The sequence below is a fragment of the Achromobacter sp. Root83 genome, from assembly GCF_001428845.1.
In the GTDB taxonomy this organism is placed as follows: Bacteria; Pseudomonadota; Gammaproteobacteria; order Burkholderiales; family Burkholderiaceae_B; genus Achromobacter.
This window is the reverse complement of the sequence record NZ_LMIU01000025.1, coordinates 179034-197154: the sequence shown is the minus strand read 5'-3', so window position 1 is coordinate 197154 and position 18121 is coordinate 179034. Positions and strand designations below refer to the sequence as shown.

General features: G+C 60.4%; 20 protein-coding genes and 1 pseudogene. 16 read left to right on the top strand and 5 right to left on the bottom strand.

From position 1 onward, the window contains the following. The first annotated feature begins 187 nt into the window (after nucleotides 1–187). The 3 genes and pseudogenes from ASE30_RS24020 to ASE30_RS24010 all read left to right on the top strand — a co-directional run bounded on the left by ASE30_RS24020 (nucleotide 188) and on the right by ASE30_RS24010 (nucleotide 3316). On the top strand, nucleotides 188–1579 hold the full coding sequence (locus tag ASE30_RS24020) for an FAD-binding oxidoreductase (RefSeq protein ID WP_057286787.1): 1392 nt from the start codon (nucleotides 188–190) through the stop codon (nucleotides 1577–1579). 225 nt (nucleotides 1580–1804) lie between these two features. Continuing rightward, on the top strand, nucleotides 1805–2311 hold the full coding sequence (locus tag ASE30_RS24015) for a GNAT family N-acetyltransferase (RefSeq protein WP_057286786.1): 507 nt from the start codon (nucleotides 1805–1807) through the stop codon (nucleotides 2309–2311). A 44-nt stretch (nucleotides 2312–2355) separates the two neighbouring features. Continuing rightward, nucleotides 2356–3316, top strand: a pseudogene (locus ASE30_RS24010) (LLM class oxidoreductase). Nucleotides 3317–3527: 211 nt separating this feature from the next. Here ASE30_RS24010 and ASE30_RS24005 read toward each other — a convergent pair. Continuing rightward, the gene (locus ASE30_RS24005; protein WP_057286785.1) at nucleotides 3528–3836 is read right to left on the bottom strand and encodes a hypothetical protein; all 309 of its coding nucleotides are present in this window, start codon (nucleotides 3834–3836) and stop codon (nucleotides 3528–3530) included. A gap of 302 nt (nucleotides 3837–4138) precedes the next feature. Here ASE30_RS24005 and ASE30_RS24000 point away from each other — a divergent pair, with 302 nt between their 5' ends. The 3 genes from ASE30_RS24000 (at nucleotide 4139) to ASE30_RS23990 (ending at nucleotide 5878) form a co-directional block, all read left to right on the top strand. Then, on the top strand, nucleotides 4139–4876 hold the full coding sequence (locus ASE30_RS24000) for an SDR family oxidoreductase (protein WP_057286784.1): 738 nt from the start codon (nucleotides 4139–4141) through the stop codon (nucleotides 4874–4876). Between the two features lie 64 nt (nucleotides 4877–4940). Continuing rightward, complete coding sequence (locus ASE30_RS23995) at nucleotides 4941–5258, top strand: multidrug efflux SMR transporter (RefSeq protein ID WP_057286783.1); 318 nt, start codon at nucleotides 4941–4943, stop codon at nucleotides 5256–5258. Beyond that, nucleotides 5255–5878 (top strand): TetR/AcrR family transcriptional regulator, encoded by a 624-nt coding sequence (locus tag ASE30_RS23990; RefSeq protein WP_057286782.1) that lies wholly within the window; start codon nucleotides 5255–5257, stop codon nucleotides 5876–5878. Before ASE30_RS23995 ends, ASE30_RS23990 begins: the two co-directional genes overlap by 4 nt. 5 nt (nucleotides 5879–5883) lie before the next feature. On the opposite strand, the gene ASE30_RS23985 is transcribed toward ASE30_RS23990, so the two are convergent. Next, entirely contained in the window at nucleotides 5884–6144 is a 261-nt protein-coding gene (locus tag ASE30_RS23985) for a DUF2798 domain-containing protein (protein WP_057286781.1), read from the bottom strand. After that, on the bottom strand, nucleotides 6137–7042 hold the full coding sequence (locus ASE30_RS23980) for an NmrA/HSCARG family protein (protein WP_057286780.1): 906 nt from the start codon (nucleotides 7040–7042) through the stop codon (nucleotides 6137–6139). The genes ASE30_RS23985 and ASE30_RS23980 overlap by 8 nt, the downstream gene beginning before the upstream one ends. A gap of 107 nt (nucleotides 7043–7149) precedes the next feature. On the opposite strand from ASE30_RS23980, the gene ASE30_RS23975 reads away from it, so the two are divergent. The 4 genes from ASE30_RS23975 (at nucleotide 7150) to ASE30_RS23960 (ending at nucleotide 10321) form a co-directional block, all read left to right on the top strand. After that, nucleotides 7150–8043: a LysR family transcriptional regulator gene (locus ASE30_RS23975; protein ID WP_057286779.1), complete on the top strand. Its 894-nt coding sequence runs from the start codon at nucleotides 7150–7152 to the stop codon at nucleotides 8041–8043. A 191-nt stretch (nucleotides 8044–8234) separates the two neighbouring features. Further along, nucleotides 8235–8777 carry a hypothetical protein gene (locus tag ASE30_RS23970; RefSeq protein WP_156407749.1) on the top strand — a complete coding sequence of 181 codons (543 nt, stop codon included), beginning with the start codon at nucleotides 8235–8237 and terminating at the stop codon, nucleotides 8775–8777. A 148-nt stretch (nucleotides 8778–8925) separates the two neighbouring features. Beyond that, nucleotides 8926–9873, top strand: a complete 948-nt coding sequence (locus ASE30_RS23965) for a sensor domain-containing diguanylate cyclase (RefSeq protein WP_057286777.1) — start codon at nucleotides 8926–8928, stop codon at nucleotides 9871–9873. 10 nt (nucleotides 9874–9883) lie between these two features. Further along, nucleotides 9884–10321 carry a GNAT family N-acetyltransferase gene (locus ASE30_RS23960; RefSeq protein WP_057287051.1) on the top strand — a complete coding sequence of 146 codons (438 nt, stop codon included), beginning with the start codon at nucleotides 9884–9886 and terminating at the stop codon, nucleotides 10319–10321. Between the two features lie 271 nt (nucleotides 10322–10592). Here ASE30_RS23960 and ASE30_RS23955 read toward each other — a convergent pair whose 3' ends face one another. Together ASE30_RS23955 and gcvA are read right to left on the bottom strand one after the other, a co-directional pair. Continuing rightward, nucleotides 10593–12242 (bottom strand): hypothetical protein, encoded by a 1650-nt coding sequence (locus tag ASE30_RS23955; RefSeq protein WP_057286776.1) that lies wholly within the window; start codon nucleotides 12240–12242, stop codon nucleotides 10593–10595. Further along, nucleotides 12239–13180 (bottom strand): transcriptional regulator GcvA, encoded by a 942-nt coding sequence (gcvA, locus tag ASE30_RS23950; RefSeq protein WP_057286775.1) that lies wholly within the window; start codon nucleotides 13178–13180, stop codon nucleotides 12239–12241. Before gcvA ends, ASE30_RS23955 begins: the two co-directional genes overlap by 4 nt. A 159-nt stretch (nucleotides 13181–13339) precedes the next feature. Between gcvA and ASE30_RS29075 the strand changes: the two genes are divergently transcribed. The 6 genes from ASE30_RS29075 to ASE30_RS23925 all read left to right on the top strand — a co-directional run bounded on the left by ASE30_RS29075 (nucleotide 13340) and on the right by ASE30_RS23925 (nucleotide 18119). Beyond that, nucleotides 13340–13510: a hypothetical protein gene (locus ASE30_RS29075; protein ID WP_156407748.1), complete on the top strand. Its 171-nt coding sequence runs from the start codon at nucleotides 13340–13342 to the stop codon at nucleotides 13508–13510. Between the two features lie 107 nt (nucleotides 13511–13617). Further along, nucleotides 13618–14286, top strand: coding sequence for a cupin domain-containing protein (locus ASE30_RS23945; RefSeq protein WP_057286774.1), 669 nt, complete (start codon nucleotides 13618–13620; stop codon nucleotides 14284–14286). A 2-nt stretch (nucleotides 14287–14288) separates the two neighbouring features. Continuing rightward, entirely contained in the window at nucleotides 14289–15437 is a 1149-nt protein-coding gene (locus tag ASE30_RS23940) for an FAD-dependent oxidoreductase (protein ID WP_200964474.1), read from the top strand. Between the two features lie 82 nt (nucleotides 15438–15519). Next, the gene (locus tag ASE30_RS23935) at nucleotides 15520–16548 is read left to right on the top strand and encodes an alcohol dehydrogenase catalytic domain-containing protein (protein ID WP_057286772.1); all 1029 of its coding nucleotides are present in this window, start codon (nucleotides 15520–15522) and stop codon (nucleotides 16546–16548) included. A 38-nt stretch (nucleotides 16549–16586) separates the two neighbouring features. Next, a complete protein-coding gene (locus tag ASE30_RS23930) occupies nucleotides 16587–17402 on the top strand; it encodes a helix-turn-helix domain-containing protein (RefSeq protein WP_057287050.1) in 816 nt (271 codons plus the stop codon). A gap of 207 nt (nucleotides 17403–17609) precedes the next feature. Beyond that, nucleotides 17610–18119, top strand: coding sequence for a GNAT family N-acetyltransferase (locus ASE30_RS23925; RefSeq protein WP_057286771.1), 510 nt, complete (start codon nucleotides 17610–17612; stop codon nucleotides 18117–18119). Nucleotides 18120–18121 lie beyond the last annotated feature (2 nt).

The window sequence follows — 18121 nt, the reverse complement described above, 5'->3', positions numbered from 1 at the left end:
TTTCAGATCATGCACGCTCCGGCACACGAAATGGGCGTCTGCCGCCTGACCCCGCGCGGCGTATGCCGGGCACATGGTGCTCAGGGTCATGGCCCCTTTCCCGGAGGCGAGTCCCATGCCGCGCCCGCAAAGATAGACGGCTTGCTTTAGACATTGTTTGGAAACATCACCTTCAAGGAGGTGTGTGATGAACCAACTGTCCAGCGGCGCCCTCGACGATTTGAGCGCCTCGCTAAGAGGCCAGGTCCTGGTGCCCGGAGATGCCGGCTACGACGATGCCCGAAAAATCTGGAACGCCATGGTAGACCGCCGTCCCGCCGTCATCGTGCGTTGCGCGGGCGCGGCCGACGTGCGCAAGGCCGTGGATTTCGGGCGTGAGAACAATCTGCTGATTTCCGTCCGCGGCGGAGGCCACAACATCGCCGGCACCGCCGTCTGCGATGACGGACTGATGATCGATCTTTCGCCGATGAAGTCGGTGCGGATCGATCCCCAGGCCGCCAGAGCCTATGTCGAACCCGGCGCAACCCTGGCCGACTTTGACCACGAAGCCCAGGCTTTCGGCCTGGCTGTTCCCCTCGGCATCAATTCGACGACCGGGGTCGCGGGCCTGACACTGGGGGGCGGGTTCGGCTGGCTCAGCCGCCGGTTCGGCCTGAGCGTCGACAACCTGCTGTCGGCGGATGTCGTCACCGCGGATGGAAAACTGCTGCACGCCAGCGCGCAGGACAACGAAGACCTGTTCTGGGCAATCCGAGGCGGCGGCGGCAATTTCGGCGTGGTCACCATGTTCGAATTCCAGCTTCATTCCGTCGGGCCGCAAATCTACGGGGGACTGGTGGTGCTGCCGCTGGAACAGGGCAGAGAGGCGCTGGTGAAGTATCGCGAGGCGTTGAAGACCATGCCCGAAGCAATGACGGTATGGGCCGTGATGAGGCTGGCGCCGCCGCTGCCGTTCCTGCCGGAATCCGTGCATGGCAAGCCCATCCTGGCCTTCGCCGTCTGCTACACGGGCGACCTGGACAAGGGGCCGCAAGCCGTAGAGGTGGTGCGCGGGCTGGGCAAGCCCTACGGCGAACATCTGGGCCCCATGCCCTACGCGGCCTGGCAGAAGGCCTTCGATCCCTTGCTGACGCCGGGTGCGCGCAACTACTGGAAGTCGCACAACCTCGAATCGTTGCAGGACGGCTTGATCGACGCCGTCGTCGCGGCGGTGGAGAGCGTGCCGTCGCCCCAGTGCGAAATCTTCTTCGGCCATATCGGCGAAGCCGCGATGCGTATTCCGGTGCCCACGACCGCCTATCCGCATCGCTCGGCCCAGTTCGCCATGAATGTGCACGGGCGCTGGGACGATCCCAAGGACGACGACCGCTGTATCGCCTGGGCGCGCGACATCTTCCGGGCCACGGAACCCTACGCCCAGGGCGGGGTGTATGTGAACTTCATGACCCAGGACGAGACCGCGCGGGTAGGCGCGGCCTACGGGGCCAACTTTGACCGGCTGGTCCAGGTGAAGACCCGGTACGATCCGCAGAACCTGTTCCGGCACAACCAGAACATCAGGCCATCGGCGCCTTGAAGAAAGGCCTGACGGGCTTCAGGCCGGGGACGAAGACGCATGCGATCACCGCTCAAGATCATTGCGCCGTTGTGAAAGGATCGTCCCCGCCTGGTCGCTTTTCGTGGGGTCGGCGCCGTGCCGGGATCCTTCGCGTCTTGGCGCGCGACTCATGTTGAAGAAAAGCCGTATATGCATCTCCACGGACCGGTAGCATAGCGATTTTCTTTCCGCCAGAGCCTCGCCATGTCTTCCGCAGTTTCCGATGACCTCACATTTCGCCCACCCACGCCGGAGGACGCCGACCGCTGCTATGCAATCGAGATCGGCGCCTATGAGGGCGACGAGGCCGCCACCCTGGCCAAGATCACGACGCGCATCCGGGAGTATCCGCAAGGATTCCTGGTCATGGAACATGACGGGCAAGTCATCGGCTTCATCAACAGCGGGTGCGCGCATGACGTGGTCATGGCCGATGACGCGTTCAAGGAACTGGTCGGCCATGACGCCGCGGCGCCTAACGTCGTCATCATGTCCGTCGTGATCGACCCGGCCTTCCAGGGCCGGGGCTACGCCACTACGCTCATGCGGATGTTTGTGGAATTGATGAAGGCCCAGGGCAAGAAGACGATCCATCTGATGTGCAAGGAACAGCACGTGGAGCTGTATGTCCGCTTTGGATACCGGTATGTTCGCCCTTCCGAATCAGATCATGGTGGCATGGGGTGGCACGAGATGATCATGGAACTTTGAGCGCTTCGCCTGCCGGCTTTTACGCACACCCCGGATACCGTCGAATGTTCGCGCCGGACAAATTGACGGTTGGCATCTTCCTGCCGTTGCGGAGCTGCGAGGGGGACATGGAAGTGCTTGTTGGCCAAGCCGATCTGGTCACCGAGATTGACAGGCGTGGCTTCGCCGCCGTATGGGTGCGTGACGTGCCCTTGTTCGATCCATCCTTTGGTGACGCCGGTCAGGTGTTCGATCCCTTCACCCATCTTGCCTTCCTGGCCGCGCGGACTCGGAACGTGGCTCTTGCAACGGGAAGTGCTGTCGTCTCTCTGCGCCATCCCATAGACCTGGCCAAGGCAGCCACGACCATTGATCAGTTGTCTGGCGGCCGCCTGATGATAGGAGTGGCTTCCGGCGACAGGCCGATCGAGTTCCCCGCTTATGGGCTGGAGCACGGGGCGCGGGCAGAGCGCTTTGCTCCGGGTGTCGCCTTCATGCGCCAGCATCATGGATGCCGGGCGTCTGGCCATTGATTCCCCGCTGGGTCGCTTCGAGGGCGCCGAGTTCCTGCCCAAGCCCGTCGCCGGCGCGATTCCGATGGTGGTGACGAGCTCATCCGGTCAATCGCTTGCATGGATCGCCGAGCACGCCGACGGCTGGCTGACGCACCCGAACGCGACCCATGCCCCCAGAGGCCCTCAGCACTTGGCCGAAAAAATCCGTGCATGGCGTGACCTTATTCCCGGAGGCGCCTTCCGTCCCCACATGACGAACGAGCGGATCGATCTGGTGGATGACCCTGACCACCCTCGCACGCCGTTGCGCGGAGGTTATGTCCTGCGCACGGGACGCAAGGGGCTGATGGCGTTGCTGGAGGAGTGGCAGGCGGCAGGGGTGAACCACGCAGCGCTAGGAATACAGTTTTCGCAGCGTCCGGCGGCGGAGGTTCTGGAGGAGCTGGCCAACGACGTGCTGCCGCATTTTCCTTCGCACGCGGGGCTGATGCCATCGTCCGTTGCGTGGTGAATGACGGTCATGTTCGAACGGGTGAAAGCGCTAGGCCGGCGGCCATGACCAATTCGATCGTTACGACGCGCACGACGCCTGCCGGATGGTGATCGGCTTTCCGGCTGGACCTGCACGTCAAGACGCGTGTCACGGCAAGCGTTGTGTTTGACGGGCAGTTCGGCGGCGGGGCAAGGGATCGTCCGGTGAACGGCTCACCGGCGATCATCGCTCAGGCTTTTTGGAAAATCCTTTTCTGCAAATTCTGCTGTAGATGTATAGCCATGGTGGACCACATCAGCGCGAGGAAACCAAGGCAGAAAAGCGCCAAAGCGCAGAAGAGCGCTTTCCAGTAAAACGGCCCGTATTTGTCGTACTCCGCGATGAACAACTTACCGAATTCTGTCGTGGTGATAGTCCAGAACCAGGCTTGGGCAATGGTGAACATCGTCATCACCAATACGACGCCGGCGGGTAGTTGGGCCAGGGTGTAGCCGCGCCGATTCTTGAAGGACTTCCACAACGTACGCATAAACTTCATTGCTTGTCTCCATCATTCCAATGTGTCACCGCATCTTTGACATTGTCGGAAGCGAATGCGGCGCTCCGGGCGACCGCCTCTTCCATGATCAATATAGCCGCAGCGCTAATGAACTCAATTCGACGTTGACAGAAGTATTTCAGGAGCCCTCCAGTCTGAGTCGATGAGTCCTGGACGCGATTGCTCTTGAGGGCTACAGATCGATGCGCTCACTGCCCCCATGCGTTCGTCCATCAATCCTTGACATCCAATTCCGGTCCCCGTAGTATTTTTAACCGATCGGTATAAAAGGAACTGTCGACATGGAATTCATAGGCAAGGTTGCCCTCGTCACAGGGGGGACGCGCGGCATCGGCGCCGCCATCGTTCGGCGGCTGGCACAAAGGGGGGCTGATGTTGCCTTCACCTACGCCAAGTCGGATCAGGCGGCGACAGACCTCGTTCACGAACTGGAAAGCACGGGCACCAAGGCCTTGGCCATCAGGGCGGATAGCCGCGATCTGGCCGCCGTCCGAGCGGCGGTAGAGCAGACCGCCCGGGAACTGGGCAGGCTGGATATCCTGGTCAATAGTGCCGGCGTATTCCCTGCGGGTCCGATCGAAAGCGTCACGCTCGAAGAGATCAACGACACATTGACGATCCACGCCGGGGCGGTCTTCGTGGCGACACAAGCCGCGCTTGTTCACATGGGTTCCGGCGGGCGCATCATCTCTATCGGCTCCTGCTTCGCTCAGCGGGTGCCTTATGGGGGCGTGACGCTCTATGCGATGAGCAAGTCCGCGCTTATCGGGTTCACCAAGGGTCTCGCGCGCGAGGTTGGCGATCGAGGCATCACGGTCAACATTGTCGATCCGGGATCGACCGACACCGATATGAATCCCGCTGATGGTCCGGCGGTATCCGCGGAATTGGAGCTCATGGCGGTCAAGCGCTATGCCGCGCCAGCGGAGATCGCAGCCGCTGTCGGATATCTGGCAGGTCCCGACAGCGGATTCATAAGCGGCGCCTCGCTCGCCATTGATGGCGGCTTCACGGCGTAGCGTCGCCGGTCGAGCCGACGGTCGGCATTGTCGCAATCGCAGTCAAGAATGAATGAGGATTCAAATGGCTTGGGGACTATTGGTTCTGGCCGGCGTGCTCGAAATCGTCTGGGCATTGGCGCTGAAACAGGCGGACGGCTTGACCAGGTTCTGGCCAAGCCTGATCGGTGTAAGCGTTGCCATGCTTAGCCTGGTTTTGCTCGGTCTGGCCCTGAAGGATCTGCCGGTGGGCACCGCGTATGCAATTTGGGTGGGGATCGGAGCCTTCGGCGTGGCGGTCTTCGGAACAATGGTGTTGGGCGAGTCCATGTCAGCCGCCAAGCTGTTGTTCTTGGGGCTGATCGGGGTTGGTGTGGCTGGTCTGCGGATGATTGAATCATGAGCGCCGGGAGCAAACCAAAGCCAGCCCCGAAAATCGGGCGTCCGCGAGCATTTGATAGAGACACGGCCTTGCTTGCAGCCATGCGAATCTTCTGGGCGCAGGGTTACGAAGGTACGTCGATCCAGGATCTCGTCGGCGTCATGGGAGTCAATAAACCCAGCCTCTATTCGACCTTCGGTTGCAAGGAAGATATTTTTCGAGAGGCGGTCGATCTCTACGACCGAGTCGAGGGGCTAGCAACGTCTCGGAGCCTTAGCGACGCCAGCACTGCCCGCGAGGCGGTTGAAACGATGCTGCGATCGAACGCGCGGGCCTATACCGTCGACGAGGGGCCGCGTGGTTGCATGATCGTGTTGTCATCGTTGCTTGGCGCCCCGGAGAACGAGAGCGTACGTGCGTTCCTTGCCGACAACCGATTGGACGGAGAAACGATACTAAGGGACCGTCTTTCGCAAGGCATTGCAGAGGGTGACCTTTCGGCATCCGCAGACGTCGGCCAGCTTGCCGCTTTCTACACCACCGTGCTCGAAGGGCTTTCCATCCAGGCCCGTGACGGCGCGTCCGAGCAGAAGCTCCACCTGATCATCGATGCCGCAATGCTTGCTTGGCCGGCCGGGTAGCGTAGTTACGGCTGAACCACCATCCAGGCGACAATCCGCCGTACGACGGGCAGCAAGAGCAAAAGGCTTGGAAACGCCACGATCCAGGAGGCCGCCCACGCGTTGGGCCAACGGGTGACGAAGTCGGAGCCCAGGCCCACGCTTGTGGCAGTCGCCACCGCCGAAACGATGGCCGACATGAAAACCGATAGAAACAGGGGCATCAAGAAGCGGGCGTAGCGCTGCGGAAGTTTCCTCAAGACCGATGCTGGCGGCTTGTCAGGCATCTCGATATTCCTTGCGTGCGTCCGCGGATTTTTTTTCGGCGATCAGATCTTTGATGTACTCGCGGAGTGAGCGCGGTTCCCGGCCTAGCGCGGCCCTCAGCGCAAGACTGTTGCCTCCGAGCCCATATGCCCGATAGTGGTCCAGAACCTTGGACAGCAGAAGCAACTGTCGGTCGGTATACGGAAGGCGGGCTTGCGCTGCCCATACGCTGAAACCAGGCTCCAGCGCCGCGATGGGAGATCCCAACTCTTCCGACAGGGCCGCCACGACGTCCAGGCGGCTGAACATGCCGGCGCACAGATCCAGCGTGGCGTAGGCCAGCCTGTCTTCGGTCAGCGCGATTGCCGCAATCTCCGCGACGTCCCGATAGTCCACCCGAGCGATTCTGGTGTCCGTGGGAAAGGGTTCGCCGAAGCTGGCATGGTCGCGGATCGACGGCCACGCCATGCCAATGTTCTGCATGAAGTTTGCGGGATGCAGGATCGTGTATTCCAGCCGTGACGAGTAAACCGCGTCTTCCACTGGAATCTTGCTGGCGTGATTTTCCAGGCGCGTGTTGGTCGGCTGGATGACCGAGGAAAAGACGAACTTCCTCACCCCGTTTTTTTGCGCCGCTTCGACCAGGGCGACGCCCATTGCCGCTTCGTCGGAAGCGAACGCCGGGCCGAGATGGAAGATGCCGTCCACGCCTCGCGTTGCCTCGGCAAGACTATCGATACTGCGGAGGTCCCCGATGGCGATCTCGGCCGCTCCCAGCGAGCGGGCGACAGCCGCGCGTGTCTCGTCGCGGACGAGCGCGCGGACCGTCACGTTGCGCCGTCGCAGTTCAGGCACGACCAGGCCCGCGAATTTGCCCGTAGCTCCGACGACCAAAACGATGGGTTTTGTGCTTTCCACTGGCGGCTCCTTCGTACAGGTGTTTGAATGAGGGCAGTGTAAGTTTTCACGTTTGGTGGAACAATGCCTTCAAAATCTGAAACTTAATCACGATTTGCGAGATAAGCATGAGCCGCCTCGAAGACCTTGAAGCATTCGTTCATATCGCGGAAGCGGGAAGCCTGACGAAGGCCGCTCGCCGTCTCAATCGCACCTTGCAGGCCGTCAGCCGTTCGCTTGCCACGCTGGAAGAGGATGTCGGCGTTCAGCTTGTTCACCGCAGCACGCGGCATTCCGCGCTCAGCGAAGCCGGCGAGACATTCTTTCGGCGGGTAAAGCCCGCGTTGGAGCAAATAGGCGAGGCCCGGCTGGAAGTCGCCGATCGCCGGACTGCGCCGTCAGGCACATTGCGCGTGGGTGCGCCGATTCTGTTCGGCCCCGACTTCCTGGTTCCGGTCATCGCGGAATACATGCGGACGTATCCCCAGGTCGAGGTCGATCTGCAACTGACGGATTCCTTTGTCGACCTCTCCGGCGAAGGCCTCGACCTGGTCGTCCGTATCGCCGACCTGCCCGATTCCGGCTTGCAAGGGAAACGGCTGGGAGCGCTGCGCAGAGTCGTATTTGGCGCGCCGGCGTATTTCGAACAGCATGGCCGCCCCGCCCATCCTTCGGACTTGCGCCAGCACGCGTGTCTCGTCAGGATCGTCGATCAGCGTCCGGGTCAGTGGGCGTTCCAGATTGCCGGAAAGCGGCGCACTGTCGGGGTACGGGGGCCGTTCCGCAGCAATACGATGGCGGCGATCTATTCAGCCGTCAGCGCCGGACTCGGTATCGGCTACTCGCCGATGTGGCAGATCAGGCATCTTCTGGATACGGGGCAGGTGGAAACCATACTTGAGGATTTCGAGCCTGAACCGGTGCCCATCCACGCGCTATGGCAGGAGAACCGGCTCCCGCCGGCCAAGGTGCGCGCGTTCGTCGATTGTTTGGGGACGCGGCTGAGGCTTGATAACGTTTAGGCATCGGCGACGGCGGTGGCGGATTTGTGAAACGGATGGACCATCACAGGGGGGAGCGAGAAGGGAGCGACGCGCCGGGGCAAGTTGAACCTCGGGGGAGTGAGGCGTTGCATTCCTTCCAGGAAAATAATGTCAGACTGCGATCTCGCCCGGTAAGCTGTAACTGATGCCTATCATTGAAAATGCCCTTTATGTCCGCAAGCTACGCTTCTCCACGTTACATCGCATCTGCCCTGAGCGTGCTTCGCTCCGTCCTCGTTGCGGGCTTCATGATCAACAGTGCACCTCTCCTCGCTGCGTCGCCTGACGTGCAATCGGCCCTCGCGTATCGAGACCCCTATGTTTGGCATTTGGCGGACAGGCTGGCTACCGGCGCGATGCTCATGGTTGGCCTATATGAAAACTCTTCACTTCCCCCCGACTTTCGCTTTCAGGTGGAGGGAAGCTTCCAAGTTCTTTACCACCGAGGCCTGGTAGCGTGCGATGGTCCGTTGGACGAAGTTGCCTTGAGAGTGGACAAGTCGCAGGTCATGGCGCTACGGTCATTGGATGATGCTGCGCTGAGCACGGCGCTGGTAGATGAGGCCTTGACGGCGGAAGTGCAAGAAGCCCTTCTGAACTGGAATCGGTCCGTTTTCCCGACGTATCTGGAGATGGTTAAGTCCGGGCATCATCCGGTGGGGCTGCCAGCATGCTTGAATCCCAACTATGTCCTCCCACCCGCGGCGCGCTGAACCGTTAAATAAATGGCGTGCCAGCCATGGGTCGCACGCGGATGCCCGCGGTTCCGCTCCCGGCCAGAAACCGCCATTCATTAAATCTCCGCAGCCGCCAGGTTCAGGCTACAGTGGCCGCTCCATTTGGATCCAGGGTGGGTTGGGTATGTCCGAAGAAAGCACGCTTCTTGATGACAACGCGGTGTACAGAACCTTGCTGGAGTCGACCAAGGCGATTCCTTGGAAGATCGATTGGGCCACGATGAAGTTCGCCTATATCGGCCCCCAGATTGAGGCGTTGCTGGGCTGGAGCGCGGAAAGCTGGGTGAGCGTGGAGGACTGGGCCATGCGCATGCATCCAGAAGATCGCGAGTATGTGGTGAATTTCTGCGTCGCCCAATCCCAGGCCGGGGTCGATCACGAGGCCGACTACCGGGCGCTGACCAAGGACAACGGCTATGTATGGATTCGCGACGTCGTCCACGTCATGCGCAACGACAGCGGCGAAGTCGAAGCGCTGATCGGCTTCATGTTCGACATCACCGAACGCAAGAAGACCGAGGAAAAGCTGCTGAGCCTGCAGAAAGAATTGGAGGTGCTGTCCTTCAAGGATGGCTTGACGAATATTGCCAACCGGCGCCGCTTTGATAGCAGTTTCGAATTGGAGTGGGAGCGCGCGCGCAGCGAAGGCAAACCGCTGTCCATATTGTTGCTCGACGTCGATTTTTTCAAGCAGTACAACGACTTGTATGGGCACACTCAGGGCGACAAATGCTTGGTGGATATCGCCCAGACGCTGAGTTTGGCTCTGGATGGCCCTCGCGATCTGGTTGCGCGCTTCGGGGGTGAAGAGTTTGTCGTTCTGCTGCCCGAAGCCGATGCCGCAGTGGCGCGGAAAGTCGCTGAACGCTGCCAGCGATTGCTTCAGAAGAAGTCCATCGTGCACGCGCTGTCACCGCATGGCAGGCGCGTCACCGTCAGCATCGGCGCGGGCACGGCGGTGCCGGATGGGCCGGCGGACCGTGCGGGTTTCATCAAGGCCGTGGACCAGCAGCTGTATGCGGCCAAGAACAACGGGCGGGACCGCGTTGAACATGTGCAGTTGGATGCCTGAGGGCGGGACCATGATCGAACAACGGGACAGCAGGTTGGAAATCAGGCGGCTATCTCCGGCTGAATGGGGGCACGCGTACCCGGTTATCTCTCAACTCCGATCGCTGGACGAGGCAGAGTTTCTGAAGCGGGCGCGCCTGCAATCGCATTCGGGCTACGAGCTGGTTGCCGCCTTCCGAGACGGAAAGATCATCGGGGTGGTAGGCATGAGGCCCGTCCACACCTTGGCGCGCGGGGCACACCTGCATGTCGATGACCTGGTGGTGGACGCGGCGGTGCGTGGAAGCGGTGCCGGCCGGGCCTTGATGGAATATGCCGAAACCGATGCGCGCGCCCGTGGCATGACGTCCGTATTTCTTGACGCGCGGCCGGACGCCGTTCCGTTCTATGAGCGAGAGAACTATCTGCTGCATCCCGCCCCGTCGATGAAGAAGGTTCTGGCGCGTTGATCCCTTGCCGGCAATCGCCTCGCATCGTGCGAGCTGAAGTTCTGGGGTGTGGCGATATATAAGCAGAAAGCAAGGTGACGATCGGAGGGCTTTGGCCATGGATAGTGCACTTTGCGAAGAGGCGGATTTCAGTCAGAAAAACGAACTCTTGCTGCTCAGGGATTGAGTAGCAGAAATAAAGGTCGCGTTTTCGGTCTTAGGAGGCACGTCGATACGTTGCGAACTAGAAGTTCGCTTTTTTGACGGGAGACATTTCAATCGCCTTGAGAGTTCACCGTAAGACTGAAAAGGCATCAGGGTGAACTCCCGTGCCAAACTTGAAAGCGCGATCCGCCCAGTCCTTTATTTCCGTGCTGCTGAACTTACTCGTGAGCCAACCATAGTCGTAGTCAAACGGGCCGTCCTCGACAAGCCACTGACGGGTCATCTCGTACATAGATACCCAAGTGTAGAAATCGTCTAAGAGGCGCTGCAGTGTCTTTTCGTCCCTACCAGGCACTAGTCGCGGATAGACGTCCCTGTCGGCGCGATCTAGGAACAGCGCTTCATGCTCGCTGAACAGCGCAATGACGCTTTTAGCGTCCAGCGCCTGTCGGAAGCTGGTTAGGCACATACCTGGCCAGCAAAAAAACTGAGGTGCCTTTAGCTTGTCACGCTGTAGGCGAGTGAAGCGCCCGAGCAACACTCGTATGGGAAGGTTCCCTTCACAGTATTCGAAGGTCCTATCCTCTTCCATCAGCGCGATCCACGCTGGAAGCGTGTCTGCGTATTGTGAGACGGCTTCCCCAAGCTGCCTTGGGCTAGGGCTCAGCATCAGGTCACTTAGCCGCTGGCTGACCTTCCAGTACTCCTCAGCGCTGTAGTTCCGTATAGACCGCCTGAAGGCACTCCCTTCTTCCTTGGCAAATCGACAAAGCATGATGAAACGCCAGCCGGGATCAGTTGACCAGATGAGGGCGGACGGATCTGTCATAGGCAGGAAGAGACCCTCCGAGGGAGATAGCGCGACGTCGCATATGAGGAGAAAAAGCCCCACGATGGGGTCATCAGTGGTCGCCGGCCATTCCTCCTCGACGAAATCCAGAAAAGTTTCGAATGCGCGGGTATAGACGCCACTCAGCATCCCTCGGTTGCGAAATGTGTCCCAGGAAAGGTGACCCCCGCTCGCCCCGTACAGATACTGTATCTGTGAGAAGCGCGCCTGCCCTTCGAAGATTTCCAGCATACCTATAGGTGGAATTTCGATAGGTGATCCGTAAAAGAATCCTTCGGCCTTCCGCTCGCGTAGCGCGGCCATTTCTGCTTCCCAGTCACGCGGATGAGGCAGCGCTTCGTAGCGTGGATCCAACGTGGCGCTGATGAGCCAGCTCGCAGCACCAATCGCCATGCGATAGGAATGACCGACGCTCTCGAAGTACGGATGGCTAGCAATGCTCTGCACCGATCCCCTCGGGTTGATCGCAAGCTGTCGGAAAAAGTCGAGGTCGTGCCAGTTGTTAAGAACGACGTTCAGTGCACCGTTCTGTTGATTGGCATCGGATAGCTTCTGTGCCAGCCCTACTAAAGGTTTAATCGGCCCATGTGTTGCGAGAATCTCATCCAGCCGCTTTCGGTTCATATGGGCATGGGCAGGCTGCAAGAAGCTCAGCATGAGGCCGGCGCTTGTACCTACGTGCTGCCACCAATGGATCGTTTCATGGAGGTAGGTCGAGAAGGCTTGCGCGGCATCCCATGATTCACATTCCCGCATGGAGACCTTGCCGCCCTGCGCCTCCAGGATTTTGTGAAGGTCTGGTCTCAAGCGAACGACAAAGTCGAGAGTGTTGTAGGAGCCTAGTGCCTCCAAACGACGATTCCCGTGAGCGCTCGAAAGCGCGGCGTTCTCATCGTCCGACTCAACGAACACCCCATCTAACTTCATCGAATACCACCAAGGAACTGAATCAAGTGTGGGGCGGCTTCGCGCAGCAGCCAGTCCCGGAACGCCACTAACTTGGGCAAGCTGGCGCATTCTGGACGATAAACGACGTAGTACGCGAGCGAGGACGCGACCTGGATCTCAGGAAAGAGCCGCACCAGCCGGCCTGCCGTCAAGTCGTCTCGCGCCATCACGCTGCGAGCCAGAGCAATTCCATGGCCTTCCGCAGCGGCCTGCAACACCGCCGCGGAGTTGTTGATCTTCATGCCCCGAGAGGGGCTGATGTCAGGCACGCCGGCCGCTTGAAACCAAGCCTTCCACGTAGGAAAACCGGTGTGCCCGTCCATCGAAAGATCGTGGATAAGCGTTTCGCTCGACAAGCTGTCGGGTCCGTTGAATCCTCCGCGTCCGCGCAACAGCTCTGGCGAGCAGACGGGGTAGATCTCCTCGTCCATCAGCTTTTCCGCCACCAGCCCTGGCCAATTACCCAGGCCGTAGCGCACACCAATGTCCACCCCTTGCGCAACGAAATCCACGGGCTTGAGATTGGTGTCAAGGCGCACGTCGGTATCGGGCCACGCGCTTTGAAAGCCGTCGATTCTTGGCAGTAGCCACTTGGCTGCGAAAGCCGGGCTGACCGCGACAGTCAACACGCCGCTCGCCGAGCCTTCCTTCAGTGTTTCCAGTCCCAGTCTCAATCTGTCGAACCCTGCGCGGATGTCGGGCAGGGCGCGTTGCGCCGCCTCGGTGACAACGAGTCTCGCCCGGCCGCTGCTGCTGCGCCGAAACAGCGGTACGCCCAGCCATTCTTCAAGCGTCCGGACGAGCTGGCCCACCGCCGCGGGTGTGACGTTCAGTTCCGCCGCTGCGGCGGAAAAGCTCTGATGACGAGCACTGGCCTCGAATGCCCGTAAGGCGTTCAAGTGAACAGGAGACTTCATAGCGGTAAAGATTTTCTATGCCGAATGAACACTTTATCTCGTTTGTCGAGCGAAGGCGATAAGAGAAGAATGACATTCAGATCAAGGAGTGGCCAAGCGTGATCCCTGGTCGGCATCCGGCACTTCCATCAAGCGTGGACGGGATATGGATAGCTTTTCTTGTTTGAAGTGCTGGTACGAGACGAGGACGTGCAGGTGCTGCATGGTTTCGACAGCAAGGAAAATGCGTACGCGTACCTGGAAAGCGAACTGTTCAACGTCGACGTGGTCGGCAGCCTCAGTCCGCTGCTGGCCAGCGCGCCTGACGTGCGGATATATCAAGTTGCTTGAGCCTTGATGCCGGGTGCCGGTGCGGCATCCGGAAATTACTAGGCCGCCGGGAGTGGTTCGCCCATCGCTTGATTGGCGAACCACTCCAGCAGCTTTAAAGGAATTTTATGCTCGTCAACGCCGACTTCTCGTGTCGTGCCATCGTTGTACCTGACCAGTATGTCTGGGTTGCGTCGCCACAGAGCGGGGTCGAACGTGTGATGCTCGATAGGCTGGGCGGGGAGAAAGCTCGGGCCACCAGCATCGTGCGGTACGCGCCAGACTCCCATTTTCCCCACCATCAACATCCTGGCGGCGAAGAGATCTTCGTGCTGTCTGGCACGTTCTCTGAAGACGGCGCGGACTATCCCGCCGGCTGGTACCTGCGCAATCCGCCCGGTTCTTCGCATCGCCCCTTCACGGACGACGGCGCCATCATTTTCGTCAAGCTGTGGCAGATGCCTGCCGGCGAGGATCGGCGGATCCGCATTGACACGGGTTCGCCTGACAATTGGACCGGCCCACCCGGTCAAGAATCGTGCATGCTGTTTGCGTCAGAACACGAGCAAGTTCGGCTGCAGCGCTTCTCGGCGTGGGAGACCATTTTCTCCGAGGATGCGAGCGGTTCAGAGCTGCTGGTTCTTGCGGGTGAATTGATGTTGGACGGGAGTTCGTACCCGCGCGGAACCTGGATGCGGGTGCCTGCCGGAGGTATCCATGACTTGACGTCCGGCCCCGGCGGCGCAACCGTCTACCTGAAGACTGGCCGGTTCATCAACACTTCGACGGAGGCCTGAACGTGAAAAAGGTTCGAATCGCAATTGTTGGCGGGGGTTTGAGCGGCTTGCATGCGGCCCGGCTTCTAGAGCTTCAAGGCGTTCATGACTATGTGGTGTTGGAGTCGCGCGATATGTTGGGCGGCCGGATCGCCTCTATCGATGGTTCGGGCCTGAGCTCGCATTACCTTGCCGGCAATCCTGGCCAGTTCGATCTTGGCCCGACCTGGTTCTGGCCCGACTACCAGCGCCAGCTGCACCGTCTGGTGGAGGAGTTGGGCCTGGAGCGGTTTGCACAGTTCGAATCCGGGGATACGGTCGTTGAAAGTTCGGCGACCGCCCCACCCGTGCGCGTACGCGGCTACATGAATGCTCCGGCGTCGATGCGTCTGATCGGTGGCATGAACGCCCTGGTCACCGCTGTGCGCGCAGGCATCGAGCCGGAACGGATCATTACCGGTCAGGTGGTTCGCTCCCTTCGGAGCGAGAAGGATTTTGTCGATCTCACCTCGGTCGATTCCGCCGGTCGGACATCCACCTGGCGGGCCGAGCATGTGCTGCTCGCGGTACCGCCACGGCTAGCCGCTCAGACGATCGGGTTTGAGCCGCCGTTGCCGGCACCCTTGGCAGACGAGTGGAATTCGACTGCGACCTGGATGGCGGCTCATGCCAAGTACGTCGCTGTCTATGACACGCCGTTCTGGCGGGAGCAGGGACTCTCCGGTGAGGGCCGCAGCAGAAGGGGACCGATGGTCGAGATTCACGATGCCTCGATGCCCGGCAGCAGTGCCGCCTTGTTCGGCTTTATTGGCGTGCCGGCCCACGCACGCAAGACCGTGGACGATGATGTGACGCGGGCGGTCTGTCGCGCGCAGTTGGTACGGCTCTTCGGGCCACAGGCGGCCGCGCCCCGCACTGATGCGGTGAAAGACTGGGCGCGGGAACCGTTTACGGCCGTTCCCGCTGATTTGGCAGGCGAGGCACACCATGGTGCGGCGCCCTCGAACATGGCTTCCTCCGGCCGGTGGCACGGACGTCTGATCGGTATCGCCAGCGAGTGGTCGCCTCAGTTCTCCGGCTATGTCGCGGGGGCTATCGAGTCGGCTGAACTAGGCTTGAAGGCCCTGATGTCTGCGATGACCGAAACTGCCGGACGCGAAGCCCCCACTTGACGCTTGACGGGCCCGGCACAAGCCAATCTGCACAGGCGATCAGAGGGCTGAGCGGCGTGCAGCCATAACAGGAGCGACGAAGATGAAAGCAACATATCGCGCAATGCAGGTTGCGCAGCCCGGAATCTTGCAACTTATAGAGCGGCCGACTCCTTCGCCTGGCACGGGCGAGGTGCTCATCGCGGTCGAAGCCTGCGGCATCTGCGGCGCCGACGTGGGCGACATTGAAAGGCCCGACGCAGCCATGCCGTTGCCGCGGGTGCCCGGTCATGAGGTAGTGGGGCGAATTGCAGCCATTGGCGAGTCCACCCCCTCTATGTGGAAGGTCGGGCAACGGGTGGGGGTTGGGCGCCTGGGCGGGCATTGCAACGAATGCGTCCAATGCCGGCAGGGAAACTTTCAACTTTGTTTGAACCAGCCTGTGGTGGGCCGGTCCCGCGATGGCGGCTATGCGGAAATGATGCTTGCACGAAGCACGGGCCTGGTGGCGATCCCCGATGAGTTGAGTTCGGAAGAGGCCGCGCCGATCTTGTGTGCCGGCATTGCCACGTTCAATGCTCTCAAGAAATGTGGCGCTCAGGCGGGCGATGTCGTTGCGATCCTGGGGATCGGTGGTCTAGGGCACCTGGCTGTGCAATATGCCCGACGAATGGGTTTCAAGGTCGTTGCGGTCGGGCGCGGTCAAGATATCGTGCAGGACGTAATGAACCTTGGTGCGCACGTGTACGTCGACACGAGTCAACAGGATACTGGCGAGGCACTCAAGCGCCTGGGCGGTGCTGCCGCCGTCGTGACGACGATCAGCAATCCGGCCGCCGTGGCGAGCGCACTTGCGGGGCTTGCGCCTAAAGGGAGGCTGGTCGTGCTGGGTGCGGGCAAGGATGAGCTCGCCGTGCCCGCGGGATTCCTGGTGGGGGGCGAGCGCCGGGTAATGGGGTCGATAACGGGTACCCCCTACGAGAACGAGCGGGCGCTGCAATTCAGCGTGTTGGCTGAGGTTCATCCACGGATAGAACTGATGGCCCTGGAAGAGGCCAACGAGGCCTACCAACGAATGAAGTCCGGAAAAGCGAAATTCCGCATGGTACTGACGGTGGCCGCAGACAGTTGAATCGAATCGTCCGGCCAACAGCACATATGAACGCGCTCATGCAGTGGAAAGCCATTACCGCCCCGCCGGACGTCCTGCCGCCGGCGCCAATGACCATGAGGGTGCAGTCCATTGGCGCACGGGATTATTTCGCTGCGCATACGCATGAATGGAACCAGGTCGTATACGCCGTCTCCGGCGTCCTCATGGTGACGGCGGGCGGGCATTCTTTCGCCATATCGCCGAACCAGGCCGCGTGGATTCCGTCCGGAACGGTGCATAGCGTCGGTTCTTTCCTCGGGGCCGAATACCGCAGTCTGTGGCTTGCCGATCATCCTGGGGGAACGCTTTCTGAGGGCGGGGTGGCGGTCTTTGGCGTGTCTGCGTTATTGAAGGCGCTTCTTGTCGAGGCAGCGGAAATTCAAGGGCAAGAGGCGGACGAGTGCGGGTATTTCGGTCGGCTATACCGGCTGGTGCTCGACCAACTCTGCCGTGCAACCCCGATTTCGTTGGTACTGGCGTGGCCGACAAGCGGCCCGCTATTGACCCTTTGCGAAACCTTGTACAACCAGCCGGCCGATCCAAGGGGCCCGGATGATTGGGGCCGGGAACTGGGGATGTCCGGGCGGACGTTGGCCAGGAAGTTCTTTGCCGAAACCGGCCTGACGCTGCGCGATTGGCGTCGCCGGCTGAAGTTGTTCAGAGCCATCGAGCTATTGGAGAGTGGTCTCGATGTAACGGGGACCGCATTGGAACTTGGCTATGGCTCCACATCGTCGTTCATCTTTGCGTTCCGTTCCGAAATGAAGTGCAGCCCGATGGCGTATATGCGGGCACGGGCGCCATATGGTGGCGCTGCGCCCGTAAAGGGCTAGCCGACGATACCGGATCTGCACCCGCGGCCCGCTGAACGGGATCATTTAGTGTGCATGCCGCTGGTCAGGGATTGAGCAGCAGGAATAAAGTTCGCCTTTTTGGGCGGGTGCAGTCTTAATCGCACACCATGTCGACCGACGACTTGGGGACCCCGGGGTTATGCCCGTTCTCGGCCAGAAGCGGCCATCCCCTTCTATACTGACCTCATGACGAAACTAATTCTTCGTTCCGAAGCGCCGGAAGACGTCGCGGCCATTCATGCCGTCACAGAGGCAGCATTCTTAGATGCACCTCATACGAGTCACAGCGAACAATTTATTCTCGCCGCATTGCGCGATACCGGCGTGTTAACCGTTTGTGTCGTTGCCGAAATGGATGGGTCTGTAGTCGGGAGTGTCGCGGCTTCACCGGTTTCCATCTCCGACGGCACCTCAGGATGGTTTGGCATTGGCCCTGTTTCTGTCATTCCCAAGTTACAGGGCCGCGGGATTGGGTCTCAACTAATACGCGAGGCGCTAGCGAGGCTTTCCGATCTGGGGGCATCTGGCTGCGTTGTTCTTGGGGAGCCCTCCTACTACAAGCGATTTGGCTTCATGAACGAAGCCACGCTGGTGTTGCCAGGCATACCTTCCGAATACTTCATGGCAATGTCGTTCGGGCAGCCCTTGCCGTCCGGAACGGTCGCCTACCATGAGGCGTTCAGCATGGCCGAATGAGA

What these genes read in the sequence shown, in the direction of transcription:
- ASE30_RS23945 (WP_057286774.1), top strand. Translation starts at nt 13,618, where the DNA reads ATGCTCGTCAACGCCGACTTCTCGTGTCGTGCCATCGTTGTACCTGAC.
- ASE30_RS23935 (WP_057286772.1), top strand. Translation starts at nt 15,520, where the DNA reads ATGAAAGCAACATATCGCGCAATGCAGGTTGCGCAGCCCGGAATCTTG.
- ASE30_RS23955 (WP_057286776.1), bottom strand. Translation starts at nt 12,242, where the DNA reads ATGAAGTTAGATGGGGTGTTCGTTGAGTCGGACGATGAGAACGCCGCG.
- ASE30_RS23965 (WP_057286777.1), top strand. Translation starts at nt 8,926, where the DNA reads ATGTCCGAAGAAAGCACGCTTCTTGATGACAACGCGGTGTACAGAACC.
- ASE30_RS24000 (WP_057286784.1), top strand. Translation starts at nt 4,139, where the DNA reads ATGGAATTCATAGGCAAGGTTGCCCTCGTCACAGGGGGGACGCGCGGC.
- gcvA (WP_057286775.1), bottom strand. Translation starts at nt 13,180, where the DNA reads ATGAAGTCTCCTGTTCACTTGAACGCCTTACGGGCATTCGAGGCCAGT.
- ASE30_RS24015 (WP_057286786.1), top strand. Translation starts at nt 1,805, where the DNA reads ATGTCTTCCGCAGTTTCCGATGACCTCACATTTCGCCCACCCACGCCG.
- ASE30_RS23985 (WP_057286781.1), bottom strand. Translation starts at nt 6,144, where the DNA reads ATGCCTGACAAGCCGCCAGCATCGGTCTTGAGGAAACTTCCGCAGCGC.
- ASE30_RS23975 (WP_057286779.1), top strand. Translation starts at nt 7,150, where the DNA reads ATGAGCCGCCTCGAAGACCTTGAAGCATTCGTTCATATCGCGGAAGCG.
- ASE30_RS24005 (WP_057286785.1), bottom strand. Translation starts at nt 3,836, where the DNA reads ATGAAGTTTATGCGTACGTTGTGGAAGTCCTTCAAGAATCGGCGCGGC.
- ASE30_RS23930 (WP_057287050.1), top strand. Translation starts at nt 16,587, where the DNA reads ATGCAGTGGAAAGCCATTACCGCCCCGCCGGACGTCCTGCCGCCGGCG.
- ASE30_RS23960 (WP_057287051.1), top strand. Translation starts at nt 9,884, where the DNA reads ATGATCGAACAACGGGACAGCAGGTTGGAAATCAGGCGGCTATCTCCG.
- ASE30_RS23970 (WP_156407749.1), top strand. Translation starts at nt 8,235, where the DNA reads ATGTCCGCAAGCTACGCTTCTCCACGTTACATCGCATCTGCCCTGAGC.
- ASE30_RS23995 (WP_057286783.1), top strand. Translation starts at nt 4,941, where the DNA reads ATGGCTTGGGGACTATTGGTTCTGGCCGGCGTGCTCGAAATCGTCTGG.
- ASE30_RS24020 (WP_057286787.1), top strand. Translation starts at nt 188, where the DNA reads ATGAACCAACTGTCCAGCGGCGCCCTCGACGATTTGAGCGCCTCGCTA.
- ASE30_RS23990 (WP_057286782.1), top strand. Translation starts at nt 5,255, where the DNA reads ATGAGCGCCGGGAGCAAACCAAAGCCAGCCCCGAAAATCGGGCGTCCG.
- ASE30_RS23925 (WP_057286771.1), top strand. Translation starts at nt 17,610, where the DNA reads ATGACGAAACTAATTCTTCGTTCCGAAGCGCCGGAAGACGTCGCGGCC.